This window comes from Nocardioides jensenii JCM 1364 = NBRC 14755 (genome assembly GCF_001552535.1).
Lineage (GTDB): Bacteria > Actinomycetota > Actinomycetes > Propionibacteriales > Nocardioidaceae > Nocardioides > Nocardioides jensenii.
On the sequence record NZ_BCRJ01000142.1, the window covers coordinates 1 to 18,764 of the forward strand.

Below are 18,764 nucleotides of genomic sequence, written 5' to 3' on the forward strand. Positions count from 1 at the left end.
CGATAGCTGTATGAAAGACCACGTACCTGCGGCCGGCAGCTGTGCCGGTCGCAGCCAAGGTTCAACCCGCGTTCTGTGCGGCTGCATCGGCGTAGACGCAGAACTCGATGACGTTGCCGTCGGGATCCTTGACGAAGGTCTGTCGCTCCGCCGCGGGCGAGTCCTGGAGCTCGTGCACCGGGACCCCCCGATCGGCGAGATCCGCCAGGAAGGCGTCGAGGTCCCCCACCACAGCGATGGCGAAATGGGGGTCGTTGGGCCGCAACGGTGCATCAGCACCCCGTGTCGTGCCACCCGTTGTCAGGTGCACGGGCACGCCGGCAACAGAGAACCACGCCCCGGGAAAGTCGAAGCCCGGCCGCGGCAATTCCTCGAAACCGAGTGCGTCACGATAGAACGCAACAGAGACGTCGAGATCTGCCACCGACAGACTTACGTGGTCGAAACGAAACTCCATGACCTCACCGGCTCCTTGGTCTGATCAGTGTTTCCTTGTGTGTGACTACTGACACAGAGCATGGTCAATGCGAAGATCCCGATCCATGTGAACTGCCACAAGAAACGCAGACTTGCCTGTGGCATTCTGCTGGCACGCCCCGTGGGGTGAGCGGGTCAGGATGCGCGATCAGTGACCAGCAGGCTCACGGCCATGAACAACACCACGCACCCGCCGACCATCGACCACGTGATCCCCGTTCCGGTGATGGGTGACAGGGCGTCCGCCGCGGCCGCCCCGACGACGAGGCCGAGGACTTGGCACACGGAGAAGGCGAGCACGCCCACCTTCGTGATGGCGTACGTCACCAGCAGGACGTTCGTGGCGCTGATGAATCCACCCAGATAGAGGTACCACGGCTGCCAGTCCCAGCTCAGCGGCTCGGCAGAGCCCACGGAGCCGAAGAGCATCAGGGCGCAGAGCGCGACCGTGGCCACCGACGCGTTCATCCAACCGGAGAGCAGGTTCGAACGGGCACTGACCGCCACCCGGCCGTTGAGCGGCATCTGAATGGCGATACCGGCACCTGCCCCGAACCCGGCCGCGATGGCGACCTGGGCGAAGCCGACTTCTCCCAACCGGTCCGAGACTGCCCACGCCATCGCCACCACCGACAGACCAGCCGCGAAGAATCTGCGCCGGGTCAGGTTCCGACGCCCGACGGACCCGAGCCCGAGTCGATCCGCGATGAGCGAGAAGACAATCTGTCCGGCGACCGCCGACACGGTGAACAGGGCAACGCCGATGTGCGGCACGGAGAAGGTCTGGCCCGCGACGTATCCAGCTCCGCCCAGCCCCGCGACCAGGCAGGCTGGATGCAGGGTCCCGGCTCGTACCCCGTCACGGACCGCGCGGAACCCGGACCGTGCCCTTGGCGAGGCAGCGACGACGACACTCAACGTCACGAACGCAATGAGGAAGCACAGGAATGCCGCTTGTGCTGTGTTGCCCAGTGTTTCGCTCAGGCCCCCGTTGACGCGGGACTGTGCGGCGATCACCGCACCTGTCAGAGTCGCTGTCACAAGGTGTCTTGGACGCCGCCCCGAGTTGACCAGAACAACCGCAAGGGGCCCCTGCGTTGGTGTCGACGTCACCTGTTACTCGAGGGCGATCGCGGTGGCGGGGTCTTCCAAGTACTCCCGAATGTCAGTCAGGATCTTGCCGCCCAGCGCTCCGTCCACCAGTCGATGGTCAAAGGAGAGCGCCAACTGGACGACGTCGCGGATCTCGATCCGCTCATCCACGACCCAGGGCATCTGGCGAATCGCACCGACCGCCAGGATTGCGGCCTCTCCCGGGTTGAGAATCGGAGTGCCGCCCACCACACCGAGCGATCCGATGTTGGTGATGGTGATGGTGCCGTCCCGCATGTCGGCCGGGGGAACGCGGCCTTCCCTCGCGGTCGAGATCAGGTCAGCCAGGGCTACTGTCAGTTCGGTGAAGCTCAGCAGGTCTGCGGATTTGATGTTGGGCACGACAAGGCCCCGAGGCGTCGCCGCGGCGACGCCAAGATTCACCCGGGCCAACTGCACGATCTCCTGGGCTTCTTCGTCCCACGACGTGTTGATCTGTGGGTTTCTGCGGATCGCGGACAACAGGGCTCGTGCCACGACGACCAGAGGGGTGATCCGTAGGTGGGCCCACCTACGATCGGCGCGCAGGCGTCGAACCAGGCTCATCGTCTCCGTGACGTCCGCATCCAGCCACTCCGTCACATGAGGAGCGGTGAATGCCGAGTGCACCATGGCATCCGCCATCGCGCGTCGTACCCCCTTGATCGGAGTGCGCAGCTCCGGTTCGGCACCGATCGCGGCCTGACCGTTGGTGTGGACGAGGCCAGGATGAATCGGTGGACGGGCTGCCCGACGTACGCCGTCGTCCCGATCGAGTCGGATGTGACGGCGTCTTGCCCGGTCGTCGGTCACCCCGTAGCCGACCAGCACGGGCTCTCTGGCCTGGACCTTCGGTCCAGGCGGACCCGGCACCGGTTCGCCTGCCACCGGCGCGATGAGCTCAGATTCAGTCGGGACGGCGGCACTCTTCTCCTCCAGGCGGATCAGCAGCGCCCCGACGACAATGGTCGCGCCCGCCGCCGCACCGAGCTCGACGACCGTGCCGCTCACTGGGCTGGGCAGATCCACGACGGACTTCGCAGTCTCGATCTCGACGATCGTCTGATCCAGTTCAACTGAGTCCCCCACCTCGACGTGCCAGAGGAGGATGTCAGCTTCGGTGAGGCCCTCCCCCACGTCGGGGAGCATGAAGTCATAGGTGTTCACGGCGGTCTCCTAGTAGGACAGCGAACGTTCGAGGGCATCGAGCACGCGGTCCACACCCGGCAGGAAGTCGTCTTCAGCCTTGCTCGGGGGATACGGCAGGTCATATGCACCTACACGCAACACCGGCGCCTGCAGATCGCGGAAACAGTGCTCGGTGACGGAGGCGGCGACCTCGGCACCGATTCCCAGGAAGGTCGATGCCTCGTGGACGACGACCACGCGTCCGGTGCTCCGGGCGCACGCATGGAGTGTCGTCGTGTCGAGCGGGGAGACCGATCGCAGGTCCACGACCTGTACGTCGACTCCGTCCGAGGCCGCAAAGCTCGCAGCTTGCTCGGCCACTTTCACACTCGGACCGTGAGCGACCAGGGTCACGTCAGCTCCAGCTCGAACTACACGGGCGCTGTGCAAGTCGAGCGAGGGCGTGTCGGCCACGTCTCCTTTGTCCCAGTAGCGACGCTTCGGTTCGAAGAAGACGACTGGATCATCTGACAGAACGGCCTGCTGGATCATGTGAAATGCGTCCTCGGGTGTCGCGCAGGAGACGACCCTCAATCCGGCTGTGTGCGCGAAGTAGGCTTCATTGGACTCACTGTGGTGTTCGACGGCACCGATCCCTCCGCCGCACGGAATGCGGATCACCACGGGCATCGCGAGGCGTCCGCCCGACCGGGCGCGCATCTTCGCAAGCTGACTGACGATCTGGTCGAAGCCCGGATACACGAACCCGTCGAACTGGATCTCGCAGACAGGTCGATAGCCGCGCATGGCGAGCCCAATGGCGGTGCCGACGATGCCGGACTCGGCCAGTGGGGTATCCACGACTCGCTGTGGACCGAACTGGTCCTGGAGTCCCTCGGTGATCCGGAAGACACCGCCGAGGGCACCGATGTCCTCGCCGAGAACGACGACCTTGTCATCGGCCTGCATCGCCGCACGCAATCCTTCGTTCAGCGCCTTGCCCATCGTCATCTGGGTCATTGAGCTGCCTCGAGCGTGGAGAGGAACCTCAGGTGCTCGGCATGCTGCAGATCCATTACAGGATGCTGTTCTGCGTAGACCTTCGAGAAGAGATCGGTCAACACCGGTTCCTCGAGTTGGAGACACGCCTTGCGTACCGACTCCGCGAGGTCATCACCTTCGGCCCGGACCTCGGAGAAGTAGTCGTCGTCGACTCCGCTAGCCCGCAGGTATAGCTCCAGGCGGGTGATGGGGTCCCGCGCCTTCCACACCTCTGTCTCCGCATCCTCGCGGTAGCGGCGCGGATCATCGGAGGTGCTGTGGCCGGCCATCCGGTAGGTGTCGGCCTCGATGAACACCGGCCCCCCACCGTTGCGAGCGTGGCTGACCGCTGCCTGCGTCACGTCGTGCACGGCCAGCGCGTCATTCCCGTCGACGATGTAGGAACGCAACCCGAAGCCCGTGGCCCTTCGATGTAGGGCCCCGCGGTACTGCGCCCGGTTCGGCGTCGAGATCGCCCAGTTGTTGTTCTGACAGAAGAACACAATGGGCGCATCATTCACCGCGGCCCAGTTGAGTGCTTCGTTGACATCACCCTGACTGGTGGCTCCGTCGCCGACGTAGGTGAGCACCACGTCGTCCACTCCGTCGTGCTTGAGGCCGATGGCATATCCGGTGGCGTGAAGCGTCTGCGAACCCAGTACCAGCGAATAGAAGTGGAAGCGGGTCGCCTCCCAGTCCCAGCCCGCATGCACCACGCCACGCCACTGCGACAGCAATTGAGTCGGGGTGAGGCCACGGCAGAGCCCGGCAACGTGCTCCCGGTAGCTGGGGAACACGTAATCTGTGTCGCGCAGGGCGCGGATCGAACCGACCTGGGACGCTTCTTGACCCAGGCTCATCAACCACAGCCCGAGCTCACCTTGTCGCTGAAGGTTGAGGGCTTGCTGGTCAAGGCGGCGACCCAGGTACATGTCGCGGAACATTGTGGTCATCAACGCGTCATCGATGGGCGCTCCCCGACCCTGCTCGGTGAGATTGCCATCCGGCGAGAGGTACTGCGTCGGGATCGCTGCAGCGCGTGGCAACAGCGCCTGGACGGACCTCTCCGGGGATGCGACTGGAACACTGCGCAGGGCAGTCATGACGGCTCCTTACCTGTGGGCATTGAGTCGTGGAGCACGTCAGCGAAGACGGGCGCCAACTTCCGCGGCCTGGGTGTGGGCCGACACGGAAACGCTAGCGGCGGAGCGCCCTTGCCTCACTGTGGTGAGGCGCAACCCATGCCGCGCGCATTGTGACAATCGACAAGTTCGAGGACGAGCCTCCTAGGTACGGCCCCGGAAGAACTCCCGGACGTCGGCCACCAGCTGCTGGGGCTCCTCGGCCGGTGCGAAGTGACCGCCAGCGGTCATCGGGGTCCACCGCTTCAGGTTGTGGTACTCCTCCGCCCATCGGCGCGGCGGAATGAGGATCTCCTTGGGGAAGACACCGATCGCGGTCGGGGCCTCCACGACAGGCCTCCTGTCGTGCGAGGGCCGCCACGGGTTGCGCGCGAGCTCGGCATAGAAGCGGGCGGCAGTAACGAAGGACCCAGTCACCCAGTAGAGCATGGTGTTGGTGATGAGCTCATCCTTGCTGAACCGCTTCTCCACCACCCCGCCACAGTCACTCCAGGCCCGTCTTCGTTCGATGAGCCACGCCGCCATCCCGGCCGGAGAGTCGTCCATCGCGTACGAGAATGACTGGGGGTCGGAGACGTTCACCGCGATGTGGCTGGTCACCGCGTGCGACACCTCCTGGACACGGTCCACGGCAGCCTGCTCGTGCGGTTCGTAGTCGCCGTACCCGATACCGGCTTCCATGAAGTCGAGGGGGATCGCGAGTGTCAGGTAAGACCCGATCAGATGCTCGCTGTACTTGTGCCCGAGCTGCTGAGTGACCAGCGCCCCCCAGTCGCCGCCCTCGGCCGCGAATCTGTCGTAGCCCAGGTGATCGCGCATGAGCTTGACCCACAGGTCAGCAGTGCTCCAGAAGTTGACCCCCGTACGCGTCAGCGGCATGGAGAACCCGTAGCCCGGGAGTGACGGGATCACCACGTCGAAGGAGTCCGCGGGGTCCCCTCCGTACGCCGCTGGGTCCGTCAGCGGGCCGATCACGTGCCTGAGATCCCAGAACGTCCACGGCCATCCGTGGGTGAGGATCAAGGGCTTCGGGTTCGGACCCTTGCCCTTCTGGTGCAGATAGTGGATCGGCACGTCATCTATCACCACACGGTGGTGGGTGAACTGATTCATCTCATGTTCGTGAACACGCCAGTCGTACTCGTCGAGCCAATGACGCACGAGACCACGGAGCCACTCACGGTTCGTGCCGTAGGACCAATCGTCGTTCGCGTAGTCCGCAGGCAGGCGAGTTCGCTCCAAGCGCCTGCGAACGTCGTCCAGGACTTCCTGCTCGATGTTGATCTCGAACTGTTCAGCCTTCATGGTTCTTCTCCTGTTGTGACCTGGGAAACCAGCCAGTACCGGCGAACGCGTCTGCGGGCGAGGGACTCTCAGGCACCGAGAATGCGATCAGCAGCCCGCCAGGCCAGCGCCATGGTCGGACCGTTGCAGTTGCCGGAGATCATCCGCGGGTACACAGAGGCGTCGATGACACGAAGCCCCTCGACACCACGAACCCTCAGCTCGGAGTCCACGACGTCCTCGTCGTTCGGTCCCATCGCACAAGTCGCCAGTGCGTGATAGCAGCATGATCCGTTGGTCATGGCGTCCTCGACGATCTGCTCGGCCGTCTCCACCGCCGGCCCCGGTGTGATCTCGTGGTCGACAAGGTCCTTGAGTGGACCCTGTTCGATCAGCTCCCGATAGCGGCGAAGTGCTCCCACGGTGACATCACGATCATGCTGCGTCTCGAGGTAGTTCGGCACGATCGTCGGCGGCGCCTCCGGATCCGGCCCGGTGGTGTGAATCGATCCCTCGCTGGTCGGTCGCAGTGCGTAGGCGAACAGGCGAATGCCTGGTTCCTTCTCCGGCATGAGCTTGCCGTGCTGCACCTTGTCCGCCCCGCCCATGCCCGAACTCAAGGACATGGGTGAGATGGCGCCCTGGACGTCCGGGCGTTCGACCTCGGGACTCGACTTGTAGTACGCCGCAACGTCCATGGCGCCCACGGCGATGACGCCCTTGCGCTCCACGAGATAACGAGCACCGGTGGCGAGGTAGCGGGCCGCGCTCGAGATCTGCTTGTTGTAGCCGATGTTCTTGGTCAGGCGTGCCTGGAGCTCGGTCGAGCGTTGCTCGAGCATCCTGTTCCCGACGTTCGGGCTCTCCACCCGCTGACCGATACCGGCAGCGGCCAGGACCTCGCCGCTACCGATGCCGGAGCGTTCCAACATCAGGGGCGACTCGAAGCTGCCCATGCTCAGGATGACTTCCTTCTTGGCGCGGAACTCCTTGAGCTCCCCGTTCTGGCGCCCGGTCACTCCGATCACCCGGTTGCCGTCGAACATCAACCTGTTGGCTTGCACCCTGGTCTCGATGGTGAGGTTCTTGCGTCGCTTGATGGGGTGCAGGAAGGCGGTCGCAGAGCTCTGCCGGAGCCCGTTCTTGATGGTGGAGGCCATGTAGCCGATGCGTTCCTCGTCGGAGGCGTTGACATCCTCCACGTGCTTCCAGCCGAGCTGCTCGCCGGCGGCGATGATGGCGTCGCAGGCCTCCTCCGGTGTCTGGATTGAGATCGACAGCGGCCCCCCTGCGCCGCGAGTCGCCGATGCACCGAGTTGATGGTTCTCGATCCGCCGGAAGACGGGAAGCATGTCGGACCAGCCCCAGCCCGGGTTGCCGAGTGCTTCGACCTCGTCATAGTCGTTCGACCATCCGCGGTTGTAGATCATGCCGTTGACCGAGCTGGATCCACCCAGGACCCGCCCGCGAGCCCACTGCTCCACCTGGTTGTTCGGCCCGAACGAGTTGGTCGTGTAGTGCTTCACGTGCCGATCGCTCGACAGTGCGAAGAAGAAGCCCTTCGGGATGTGCAGCCACGGGTGCCGGTCACCCCCGCCCGCTTCGAGGAGCAGAACACTCGTTCCCGGGTCTTCGGTGAGTCGATTGGCGAGCACACACCCGGCTGAGCCGGCACCCACGATGATGTAGTCGAAGCTCATGTCAGTTCACCTTGTTTCTCTTTGGAGGTCGGGAGCGTCATGGCATCGTCACGCGCTCCTGCTTGGGCTTGCCCGTCATGCACGAGGGCATGGCGATTCCCCGCGATGCGGCGCCGCAGCGCGGCGTACTCGGCGAGGACGATGAAGACGAGGATGAGTCCGATCGCCAGGTCCGAGACGTAGGTCGGGGAGCCGCTGGCGAACATCGAGCTGGAGACGATCGAAGCGACCAGCACGCCGATGGCCACGTTGACCACCGATCCCCTGCCGCCGAAGAGCCCAACGCCACCGATCAGGACGGCAACCACCGCAGCGAACAGAATGGTCTGGAAGCTGTCAGGGGCGGCGCTCCCACTGCGCATCGCCGCCAGCGCACCGGCCAGTGCGGAGCAGCCGCCACAGATGGCAAAGCTGATCGTCAAGCTGCGCGTGACGTTGACACCCGCCAAACGCGCCTCGTTGCGAGCACCTCCGGTCGCGTAGAGCTCGCGACCGTACCGGGTGGCGCCCAGCCAACAGCCCACCACCACGAAGGCGAGAACGGCCACCATGCTCGATGGCGACAGAATCCACAGTCTCGTGAGCATCGGGTCCGAGAGCGTCAGTTCGTCCAACACCAAGGGCTTGCTGCCGCTGACCCAGTACGCGACACCTTGCAGACCGATCAAGGTACTCAATGTGAAGACCAGTGAGCTCACGCCGAGCCGTCCGATCAAAAGGCCTTGCAACCCGCCGAACAGCGCACCGAGCACGGCCGTCGCGGCGATCGCGCCACCCAGGCCGAAACCGAGGTCCGCGAGCTGGATGGTCGTCACCGAGGCAAGGGCCACCATCGAGCCAGCCGACAGATCGAGTTCTCCGGAGATCATCGTGACGCCGAGACCGAGAGCGACCAGGCCGAGGAGTCCAAAACCCTCGAGGATGCCGAAGGCGCCCGACGTCGAGATGAGCTGTGGCGTGGAGGCGAGGAAGTACGCCGTCACGGCTCCGAGCACCGCGAGACGGAGCGCGTACGCACGCGCGAATGCGATGACCATCACGATTCCCGTCGCAGTAGGTGGCGGCCGACCACCGACGCCAGCACGGCAGCGCCGATGATCACGAAGCGAGTGCCGGTTCCACTGTCATGGAGCAGCAGCACGTTCGAGAGAAAGGCCATGAAGACTGCTCCCAACGCTGAGCGAGTTGCCGATCCGTGACCACCGGCGATGGCCGTGCCACCCACGAGCACCGCAGCCAGCACGTCGATGGTCAGCGTCGGGAAGTCGTTCGCCGCAACCTGCCCGATCTGGGAGGCCAGGATCAGCCCCGCAATGGCACACCCGACACCGAAGATCGCGAAGACAGCCGTGCAGACCGCTCGGGGAGAGATCCCAGCAGTCTTGGCGGACTCCGCGTTGGCTCCCATCAAGGTGATGTGTCGACCGGTCACAGTCATCCGCAGCAGCAGACTGATGAGGACAGTAAAGGCCACGAAGTAGAACACGGACACAGGCACTCCCCACACGACGGCGGATCCCCACCAGGTCATGTCGTTGCCGCCCGAGGTGAGCGTGGCCGCTTCTGTCTGCTTGCTCATCAAGCCGTACAGCACGGATCCCACTGCCAAGGTGGTGATCACCGGGTTCAGTCCCGCGGAGACGATCACCGCCTGCACGCAGGCCAGCACCAGCTGCGCGAGCAGCACGGTCAGCACGATCCGGACCGGGTGCCAGCCCTGCGAGGAGCCGTGGAGCGACAACAGCGCGGCCAGCACCACAGACTGTTGGACCCCCAGAGAGAAGAAGTTTCCCGACAGCGTGATCGGTGTCATGGCCACCGCGAGTACACCGACAACCGACGCGCTCACGAGAATCGCGCGCAGGTTCGCCGAGTTACCGAACCCGGGTGTGGTGAATGCGACGCTCGCAAGCACGAAGACGACGACCACCGGCGCGGCGATCAGCGCCACTGAACCACGTTGGGACGCCGTCTCGGGGTCGACAGCTGCAGCGACCTGAGCGGGACCTTGGACGGTGCTCATGCGGCACCTTCTTGATGCATTACCTCGCGAAGCAGGCTCTGTTCACTCCACTGCTCGTGACTCTGGTTCGCTGTGACACGTCCTCGATAGAACGTCGCGATGGAGTCACACAGGCCGAAGAGCTCCGCAGTGTCCGAGGAGGCCACCAGAATCGACATGCCGTCGTCACACAGCGTTCGCAGGTGCTTGTAGATCTCGGCACGGGCGCCGACGTCGACACCCCGCGTCGGCTCCTCGACGAGCAGCACCTTCGGAGAGATGCCGATCCAGCGTCCGAGTGCCACCTTCTGTTGGTTGCCGCCACTCATCATCCCGACGGGTGTCTTGAGGCGGGTCTCGTCGATCGCGAACATGCGGGCTGCTCGCAATGCCTCACGCCGTTCCGCGGGCATCGACACGACTCGGTGACGCGAGACCGATCCCAGCCACGGCGACGAGAGGTTCTCCAGTATCGACACGTTGCCGAAGATCCCGTCGCGTTTGCGGTCCGATGAGCAGTACGCGATCCCGGCCTCGATACCCGCCCGTCGCCCGGCAGTGGAGACTGATTCTCCGTCCACGAAGATGCGGCCGGACGTTCCGTCAGTGAGCCCTGCGACGGACTTGAGGATCTCCGAGGCGCCAGACCCCAGTTGACCCGCGAGTCCTAGGATCTCGCCCCGCCTGACAGCGAGGGACACCGGCTCCGCCAGCCCAGGGGCTGTTATCCCGTCCAGCGTCAGACGTGCGTGCGACCCAATACTCGCACGGGCGGGGAACATCGTCTCGAGTTCACGGCCGAGCATGGTGGTGATCAATGCGGCGACGTCGAGGTCGGAGGTCCGCTTCGGCTCAAGGCTGCGACCGTTCCGGACCACAGTGACCCGATCAGCGATTCGGAACACCTCGGGAAGGCGATGCGTCACATAGATGATGCTTCGGCCCTGCTCGGCAAGTCGGCGCACGACCGTGAGCACCCGCTCGATCGCCTCATCGGAGAGCGCTGCGGTGGGCTCGTCGAAGATCAGGATCTTCGCGTCGCGGGCCAGGACCCGGGCGATCTCCAGCAACTGCACCTCCGCAACGGTGAGGTTCTCCGTGATGGTCGACGGATCGACATGGTCCAGACCAACGGTCTCGAGCAGTTCAAGGGCCCTCGCCCGCAGTCTCCGTCTGGTCCATAACCCGCTGACGACCTGGCTGCCGATGAACAGGTTCTCGGCGACGGTGAGGCAGGGCACCGAGCTGTGCTCCTGCTGGACCACCGCAACGCCCGACTCCTGCGACTGGCGAGGGCTGTGAAGGCTCACCGGCGTGCCGTCGACCCGAATCGAACCGGAGTCGGCATGCGCCAGCCCTGCCAGCACCTTGACCATGGTGCTCTTCCCCGCGCCGTTCTCGCCGAGGAGTGCCATCACCTCGCCGGCACGCAGTTCGAAGTTGATCTCGCGCAGGGCGCGGACAGCTCCGTACCTCTTCCGGATGCCAGTCATCTCCAGCCGCAGTGGTTCGGCATCGGTCAGGCTTGCCGCGGCTGACGGGACCGCACCAGGGACCGTCACGTGATCAGATCCTTGAAGCCGAGGTCCCACAGTTTGAGGGACTCGTAGTTGTCCGGTGTCACCTCGAGCAGGGGCATGAGGGTGATGCTCTTGGGCTCGGCATCTGGCATCTCGGGGAGCTCCGGGGTCGGCTCGACTCGCTCCACGCCCTCGCTGCTCTCCCCGTCGTGCTTGTGCAGGCGCACAGCCGTTCGCACAGCGAGGATCGCGTCGATGGATGGTGACTGCACGACAGCACCGAAGATCTTTCCCTTGGAGATAAGTGCCTTCCCGCCGTTCGCGTCGCCGACCACGACCGTCACGTCCTTGCCCGGCTTGAGCCCGTTCTGTTCGAGTGCACGCACGACCCCGACAGCCATCTCCGCGTTGTGGACGTAGACGACATCGATGCCGTCATCCTTGAAGCGCGGGATGAGGCTGTTGGCGCTCTCGAAGCCGGCCGTGGCGTCGAAGCCGGCGTACTCCTTCCGGAGAACCTTGAACGGCGCTTCCTTGGTGGCTTCCGCGAATCCGCTGGATCGGGCAGCCCCAGCGCTGTAGTTCTCCGGGAAGGAGAACTCGATGAGGTTGCCCGGTTCGCCTTCGTCGAGGTTCCCCTGTTTGATGGCCTCCTCACGCGCCTCGAGTGCAAGGCCGCCGGCCATCTCCCCGACGGTCACGTCGTCCTGGCCTTCGAAGGCGGCGACGTAGTCCTCCGCCTCCGGAAGCACTTGCAGTCCTACCTGGACGACCGGCGCCAGACGCGACAGCTGGCGCGCATTGTTGACCGCTGCCTCCGAGGTGCTCGGCCAGAAGATCACAGCCGCCGGACGCTCGCCGCTGGCAATGAACTGCTGGATCTGCTGGTCCTGCTCGGCCTGGTCGAAGTCGTTCTCGATGATCTTGATCTTGTAGCCATGGTCGGCCGCTTCAGCTTTGGCCTGGTCGAAGTACCGCACGAAGTACGAGTTGGCGGACGACGGCATGAAGGCGACGATCTCCTTCGAGTCCGGGTTGGAGTTGGACCCGCTCGAACTGGAGCACGCTGAGAGCATCATCGTGCCGGCAACAAAGGCAGCCAGGAGCGCACCCCGGGTTCGCCGTAGAAATGTGGGACGCATGAGTGGGTCGCTTTCTGTCAAAGGGTGTGGCCGGTTCGGCCCGTAGGAGTCCTGGGCGGGGTTCACCCCGTGACGATCTGCTTGAGCGCTGTCAGGTCGAAGAACCCTTCCGGGCCTCCGACACGGCCGTGCCCGGTCGCCTTCATCCCGCCGTAGGGCGCGGTGAGGCAGGGGGCCGCAGCGTTGATCCAGAAGGTGCCCACACGCACGCGGGCCGCGATCTCCTGCGCCAGGTGATCGTCCTCGGTGAACACAGCACCGGCGAGACCGAACGGGCTGTCATTCGCGATCGCCACCGCCTCGTCGACGTCGTCGTACGGGATGACACAGAAGACAGGTCCGAAGATCTCATTGCGTGCCACCTCCATCTCATTGGTCACGTTGACCAAGAGGGTCGGCTCGAGGAACACGCCCCGGTCACGGCCGACCGGCCGGCCGCCACCCGAGGCGACCTTCGCACCCGCCGCAACGGCCCGCTCGATGTAGCCCTCGGAGCGTGCCCGAACGCGCTCGGTCGGCAAGGGGCCAAACATAGTCTCCGGGTCCCGTGGGTCGCCCACCTTGATGTCTGCGAACGCTTCGACCAGGCGAGCGACCACTTCGTCGTGTCGTGCCCTGGAGACGAGGATGCGGGTGAGCGCGTTGCACACCTGCCCCTGAAGCGTGGTCATGACCATGAGCATCGGCAGCGTCTTATCGAGGTCGGCGTCGTCGAGGACGATGGCAGCGGACTTGCCACCAAGCTCCAGGGTGCAACGGGCGATCCGGCGGCCGGTCACGGCTGCGACCTCACCCCCGATTTCGGTGCCGCCGGTGAAGTGGACGCCTGCCACGGCTTCGTGAGCCACGAGGTATTTGCTGACGTCGGTGTCAGCGGTGAGAAAGCTGATGACGCCCTCAGGAAAGCCAGCCTTGTCGGCAGCGTCGGCCAGGAAGTGGCCGACCATGCGACACTCAGGCGGCAGCTTGACGATCACCGGATTGCCCACGAGCAGAGAAGGGATGACGGACAGCCCGATCTCAGTCGTGGGGCCGTTGTAGGTCATGACTGCCAGAACGGGGCCGAGTGCCTCGCGCCGGACCACGACACGACCGCCCGCAGTGTCACGTTCCTCCACGAAGGAAAGCTCGGCGGCGAGCCGCAGGGAATCCCGGCCGGAGAGTGACAGGCCCCCACCGAAGGCAGCAGCCGTCGTCAAGGGCACACCGGCCTCGGTCGCCCATGCCAAGTTCGTGGCGTCGAGGCCCTCCTCGAGGAGATCGAGGAATCGTTCGACGACAGAGATGCGATCTGACACGGGCATCGTCGGCCAGGGACCATCGAGAAATGCCATCCGAGCCATCGACACCGCTGCCTTGGCATCCTCGATGGTCACCGCCGGAAGCGTGGACACGACGGATCCGTCGATCGGCGACACCACGTCGACAACGTGGTCAGAGGACGGCCCGACCCACCGGGAGCCGATGAAGAGCTCACCTGCATGCGGGACTGCCATCTGGGACACCTGCGTGGTCGTTGCGGTCATCGATCCTCCTTGTGTGTGGGGCATCACACCCCTGATGAGACGAACATCTCAGCCACGCAAGGAGGGCTCAATGTGGCGTCACCCAAGTCCCGACGCGCAGGTTGTGGGGTTTTCCACGCGTGGCGATCACGACGTGGGGGGATCGACGTCCGGCCATTCGCGCGCCCTCGCGAGCAAATCACGCCGGCAGCTCTGAAACTCCTTGATCGCGCGCCACGCAACGCCACCGACAAGGTCCCCCGATTGGTGGAACGTTTCCACCCAAGCGCCGTTGTCGTGGTGGTCGACCACACCGAGGCCCACCGCTGCGATGGCCCCCGCGATCTGGATGCGTGTGTCGTAGTGGTCGGTCCACACGAACGGGACCGGTGCATATCTGTTCCGCTTGCCCAGAATTCCGGCAGCGACCGCGGCAGCCTGTTCACTCGCGTTGGTTCTGTGCTCGAGTCTCACATAGCGTGCGTACCCGCTGTGCCAGAAGCGTGCGGCATCGCCCACGGCCCAGACACCCGGAGCTGCCTCGCAGTACTGATTGCACAGCAGTCCGGACTCCTGCTCCAGTCCCGCACTCGTCAGCCACGAGAGATCGGGGACGGCACCTACGGACTCCAGCACCACGTCAGCGTCGAGTGTCTCGCCGTTGGCGAGCTCGATCACGGCGCCGTCGCCCCGCCGCTCCCCGTCTATGACGCGGGTGCCTGCTTCGATGCGCACTCCATGAGCGCAGTGCAGTGCGAGCAGTGCACCCGCAGCACGAGCTCCCAGGCGATCCGCGAACGGTTGGGACGAAAGCTCCACGACCGTCACCTCGACACCCAGCTGACGAGCTGTCGCGGCGACCTCGAACCCGAGGAATCCTCCACCGACCACGACCAGCTGAGCACCCGGTGTGAGTCGGGCCTTCAACTCGTTCGCGTCGCTGACCGTGCGCAGCGTCAGAGTCCCGAAGGGAAGGTTCAACCGTCGAGGTGTTGCGCCGGTCGCCACGACGAGATGGTCGAAGCTGTGTCGATCCCCGTGCTCATCCATTACCCACTGGGCATCCAGATCGGTCCCGATCACCGATGAACCCAGATGCCAGGCCACCCCCTCGAGTTGCGAGGTCGGTGAGGCCAGTGTCGACGCGTCCTCATCACCCCGGAGGTAACCCTTGGCGAGCGGTGGCCGCTCGTAAGGTCCAGTCGACTCAGCACCGAGCACGACGATCGGACCGGTGTGACCGCGTCGACGCAGGGCCTGCACGGTGCTGGCGCCGGCCACCCCGGCACCCACCACCACAACCGAGCTGTCGACGCCTCCGCCTGTCATCGCATCACGTGATGGAGATGGCGGCGGCTGGGCAGCCTTCAACTGCTTCCTCGACGGACGCCACGTCCGGTTCGTCGACCGTGTCAGTGTGCAGTCGCACGATGGCATGGTCGTCCTGGTCGAAGACGTTCGGACTCACCAGGACGCAGTTTCCACTCGAGATGCACCGTTCTCGCTCTATCTCGACCTTCACGGGTCTCCTCCTGTTGGCCATTGAAAGACGTTCGTCGGAGCAGTCATTCTCCGCGGGCGGGCACGACACCGACAATGTGAGGCTCCACAACAGGCGACCGGTTCGCTGTTGATCTTGCGGTAGCGGACCGCTTGCGGCTGCCGACAGACTCGGTGGCTCAGTCGACGAAGGGTTGGGTCATGCGCTTTGAGGATCACGTATTGGTGTGCACGGGCGCCGGTTCCGGCATCGGAGCAGCGGTTGCGCGTCAATACGCCAGTGAGGGTGGGCGGGTCGTGCTGCTTGGGCGACGGCCGGCGTCGCTCGAACGCGTGGCTGCTGACTGTCCCGGGGCTCTTGCTGTGCCGACGGACGTCTCCGACGCCGCCGCCGTACGTCGCGCCGTCGACGAGACCGTGCGCCAGTTCGGACGCATCGACAGCGTCTACAACGGCGCGGCGGTTCTGATTCCGACCGAGGCGATCACAGCGGATCCTCAGGAGTTCGTCGATCAGTTCATGATCAACGCGGTCGGCACGCTCAATGTCTGCCAGGCCGCTGCCCCGGCGCTGCGTGACTCCCCCAACGGGTCGATCGTGAACACTTCGTCAGTCGTCGTGGACATCGCGCGGGCCAATCGCGGTCTGTATGCCGCCTCGAAGGGAACGATCCCCCCACTGACCCGACACCTTGCCCTGGAACTCGGCCCGACGGTCCGCGTCAATGCGCTGTCTCCGGGCCACACGCTCACGGAGATGACTGAGGACTTGTACGCCCAGCAGGGCGAGTCACTGGAAGAAGGACTGAGCTCTCTTTCAAGCAACGTGATGCTCGGCCGGGTTGCCATGCCGCCGGAGATGGCCAGCGTCGTCTGCTTCCTTCTCTCCACTGAGGCGCGCTACATGACGGGTCAGACATTGACCGTCGACGCCGGCATGACGGCTGTGTGAACAGATTGGGGAGACCCACATCCCGTCGACCCGCTTCTATGACAACTCACATCGACAGAGACCCCCGTCACAGCGACTCTAGAATCATGTCGCACGAAGCAACTCACAGTCAGCCAGCTCCGGTACGAATCATGGGCCATGTGCTGTCCACCGTCGCGGGCCTCGGCATTCTCACCCTGATGGCCTTGACGGTCCTTGATGTCACGCAACGCGAGGCTCGCGGTCATGGCGTCAAGGGCGTAGTTGAGTTCAGCGAAGTCCTGCTTGTCGGGATCGTCTTCCTCGGCATGGTGGGAGCCCAGCTCGCTGGGCAGCACATCAAGTCACCCATCGTCACGAACAAGCTGCCCGCCCGTGCCGCACACGCAGTACGGGCGCTGGCCTCGCTGGGTTCCTGCATCTTCGTCGGTTGGATGACCTCTTTGTCCGCACAGGCGGCCCAGCTGTCCTACGAAGTCGGCGAGTACAGATTCGGTCTCGTGAACGTCCCGCTGTGGCCGGCCAAGGTCACCATCCCCATCGGTCTGGGGGCACTGTGCATCGCTCTGGCGATCGACTTCCTGGTGCAACTGCGGCGACTCCGACTGAACCAGGTCGCCACCGACACCGAGTTCGAGGGCCTGCCCTAGCCCTCGCATCTCCTCAAACTTTTGGTTCCCTGCCACCAAGGAGCGTTCATGAGCCCCGAAGTCATCATTGCCCTTGCGATCGTTTCCTTTCTGGTTCTGATTGCCCTTGAGGTCCCCATTGCACTGGCCATCGGTGGATCGGGGCTCTTCGCCGTGGTCCTGTTGGCCGATCCCGCGACAGCTGCCGCAACGTTGAAGGCGACGCCGTACAGCGCCACCGCCAAGTACGCGTTGGTCGTCATCCCCATGTATGTCCTACTCGGCTCACTCATCTCCCATGCCGGCCTGGGCACGCGCATCTTCCGCGCCGTGAACCGCCTGGTGAGTCGCCTGCCAGGAGGTTTGGCTGCGACGACCGTGGTGGCGACCTCGATCTTCAGCGGAATCTCGGGGTCCAGTGCGGCAGACGTGGCAACCTTCGGTCGCATCTCTGTTGCGGAGATGAGCCGCAACGGCTACTCGCGCGCCTACGCCGCAGCGGTGGTCGCGGCTGCAGGCGCCTTCGCTGCGCTGATTCCGCCCAGCGTCACCATCATTCTCTACGCAATCATCGCCGAGCAATCGGTGAGCGCGATGATCATGGCCGGGGTTCTGCCGGGTGTCATGTCCGCCGTGGTTCTCGCCGGCTACGTCATCTTGAACGGCTTCCGCACCCGAACTCACGCACTGCAGATCCCGTCTGTGTCGCCGCCCGCCGAGTCATCGCTGACCCTGGCGCCATCGGGTTCCTCGGCTGCCGGTGTCGGCACCCTGACGCGTACGGCCACGGTGGAGGCTCCGCCTGCGAGGACCAGCGGCGGAGCCAGCTCTGGTGACGGTGGGACAGGAGCCGCAGGGGCCAAGGAGTTCCGGAGCGACGCCGCCTCACTCGTCTATGCCGCGATTCTGTTTCTGGTGGTGGTCGGCGGCCTGTACGGCGGCATCTTCACCGCGACCGAGGCGGGTGCAATCGGCGCGTTCGCGGCCTTGGTGATCGCGATCATCGCCCGAAAGCGCGGCGAGATCTCGATCATCACTCTGTTGTGGCGCTCGATCACAGAAGCCTCACAGGTAACCAGCATGATATTTCTGCTGCTCATCGGTGGTGCGATCTTCAGTTATGCGCTCGCGCTCTCCGGGGTGCCGATTCAGATCTCCGAATGGGTCGCCGGATTGACGCTACCGCCGGAACTCACCATCGGGTTGATCCTCCTGATGCTGATCCCACTCGGCGCCTTCCTGGACGGTCTCTCCATCCTTCTCCTGACCGTCCCCATCATCGCTCCCGTCGCGCTTGAGCTCGGTTTCGACGGCATCTGGTTCGGCATCCTGGTTCTCAAGTTGATCGAGATCGGCTTGATCACGCCTCCGGTCGGGGTGAACGCTTTCATCATCTCCTCGATCGCGGGGGTGCCGGTCGAGAAGGTCTTCCGGGCCTTGGTTCCTTTCGTCGTCCTCGATCTGGTGTTCACCGCGGTCCTCTTCACGTTCCCCGACCTGATCCTGTTCCTGCCGCGCTGGGCAGGCCTTGCGTGAACCGTCGAGTACGGACAGTCACACCCCATCACCCTGATGCTGCCCGACACCGGTTCGCAAGGAAGGTTCAGCGTTGAAGACAGTCAAACAGCTCGAT

At 64.6% G+C, this 18,764-nt stretch carries 17 protein-coding genes; 3 read left to right on the top strand and 14 right to left on the bottom strand.

What is annotated here, in order from left to right:
• Positions 1–61 precede the first annotated feature (61 nt).
• From NJ4_RS23770 to NJ4_RS25360, 14 genes are all read right to left on the bottom strand, one after another.
• Entirely contained in the window at positions 62–457 is a 396-nt protein-coding gene (locus NJ4_RS23770; protein ID WP_067441580.1) for a VOC family protein, read from the bottom strand.
• Between the two features lie 155 nt (positions 458–612).
• Positions 613–1,590: a DMT family transporter gene (locus NJ4_RS23775; protein WP_082749096.1), complete on the bottom strand. Its 978-nt coding sequence runs from the start codon at positions 1,588–1,590 to the stop codon at positions 613–615.
• Between the two features lie 3 nt (positions 1,591–1,593).
• Positions 1,594–2,757 carry a dihydrolipoamide acetyltransferase family protein gene (locus NJ4_RS23780; RefSeq protein ID WP_174524631.1) on the bottom strand — a complete coding sequence of 388 codons (1,164 nt, stop codon included), beginning with the start codon at positions 2,755–2,757 and terminating at the stop codon, positions 1,594–1,596.
• 27 nt (positions 2,758–2,784) lie between these two features.
• A complete protein-coding gene (locus tag NJ4_RS23785; RefSeq protein WP_067441591.1) occupies positions 2,785–3,756 on the bottom strand; it encodes an alpha-ketoacid dehydrogenase subunit beta in 972 nt (323 codons plus the stop codon).
• Entirely contained in the window at positions 3,753–4,880 is a 1,128-nt protein-coding gene (locus NJ4_RS23790; RefSeq protein WP_067441594.1) for a thiamine pyrophosphate-dependent enzyme, read from the bottom strand. The genes NJ4_RS23785 and NJ4_RS23790 overlap by 4 nt, the downstream gene beginning before the upstream one ends.
• Positions 4,881–5,063: 183 nt before the next feature.
• Complete coding sequence (locus NJ4_RS23795; protein WP_067441597.1) at positions 5,064–6,224, bottom strand: epoxide hydrolase family protein; 1,161 nt, start codon at positions 6,222–6,224, stop codon at positions 5,064–5,066.
• A 68-nt stretch (positions 6,225–6,292) separates the two neighbouring features.
• Positions 6,293–7,903: a GMC family oxidoreductase gene (locus NJ4_RS23800; protein ID WP_067441600.1), complete on the bottom strand. Its 1,611-nt coding sequence runs from the start codon at positions 7,901–7,903 to the stop codon at positions 6,293–6,295.
• The gene (locus tag NJ4_RS23805; protein ID WP_067441603.1) at positions 7,900–8,940 is read right to left on the bottom strand and encodes an ABC transporter permease; all 1,041 of its coding nucleotides are present in this window, start codon (positions 8,938–8,940) and stop codon (positions 7,900–7,902) included. The genes NJ4_RS23800 and NJ4_RS23805 overlap by 4 nt, the downstream gene beginning before the upstream one ends.
• A complete protein-coding gene (locus NJ4_RS23810; protein WP_067441605.1) occupies positions 8,940–9,926 on the bottom strand; it encodes an ABC transporter permease in 987 nt (328 codons plus the stop codon). Before NJ4_RS23810 ends, NJ4_RS23805 begins: the two co-directional genes overlap by 1 nt.
• On the bottom strand, positions 9,923–11,467 hold the full coding sequence (locus NJ4_RS23815) for a sugar ABC transporter ATP-binding protein (protein ID WP_217996979.1): 1,545 nt from the start codon (positions 11,465–11,467) through the stop codon (positions 9,923–9,925). Before NJ4_RS23815 ends, NJ4_RS23810 begins: the two co-directional genes overlap by 4 nt.
• Positions 11,464–12,567: a sugar ABC transporter substrate-binding protein gene (locus NJ4_RS23820; RefSeq protein WP_082749097.1), complete on the bottom strand. Its 1,104-nt coding sequence runs from the start codon at positions 12,565–12,567 to the stop codon at positions 11,464–11,466. Before NJ4_RS23820 ends, NJ4_RS23815 begins: the two co-directional genes overlap by 4 nt.
• A gap of 62 nt (positions 12,568–12,629) precedes the next feature.
• A complete protein-coding gene (locus NJ4_RS23825; protein ID WP_174524632.1) occupies positions 12,630–14,093 on the bottom strand; it encodes an aldehyde dehydrogenase family protein in 1,464 nt (487 codons plus the stop codon).
• Between the two features lie 126 nt (positions 14,094–14,219).
• On the bottom strand, positions 14,220–15,401 hold the full coding sequence (locus NJ4_RS23830) for an NAD(P)/FAD-dependent oxidoreductase (RefSeq protein ID WP_067441611.1): 1,182 nt from the start codon (positions 15,399–15,401) through the stop codon (positions 14,220–14,222).
• Between the two features lie 4 nt (positions 15,402–15,405).
• Positions 15,406–15,615 carry a ferredoxin gene (locus tag NJ4_RS25360; protein WP_082749101.1) on the bottom strand — a complete coding sequence of 70 codons (210 nt, stop codon included), beginning with the start codon at positions 15,613–15,615 and terminating at the stop codon, positions 15,406–15,408.
• Between the two features lie 158 nt (positions 15,616–15,773).
• On the opposite strand from NJ4_RS25360, the gene NJ4_RS23835 reads away from it, so the two are divergent.
• From NJ4_RS23835 to NJ4_RS23845, 3 genes are all read left to right on the top strand, one after another.
• Entirely contained in the window at positions 15,774–16,523 is a 750-nt protein-coding gene (locus NJ4_RS23835) for an SDR family NAD(P)-dependent oxidoreductase (protein WP_082749099.1), read from the top strand.
• Between the two features lie 131 nt (positions 16,524–16,654).
• Entirely contained in the window at positions 16,655–17,152 is a 498-nt protein-coding gene (locus tag NJ4_RS23840) for a TRAP transporter small permease (protein ID WP_169799326.1), read from the top strand.
• 48 nt (positions 17,153–17,200) lie between these two features.
• Positions 17,201–18,667 carry a TRAP transporter large permease gene (locus NJ4_RS23845; RefSeq protein ID WP_067441619.1) on the top strand — a complete coding sequence of 489 codons (1,467 nt, stop codon included), beginning with the start codon at positions 17,201–17,203 and terminating at the stop codon, positions 18,665–18,667.
• The last annotated feature ends 97 nt before the right edge of the window (positions 18,668–18,764 follow it).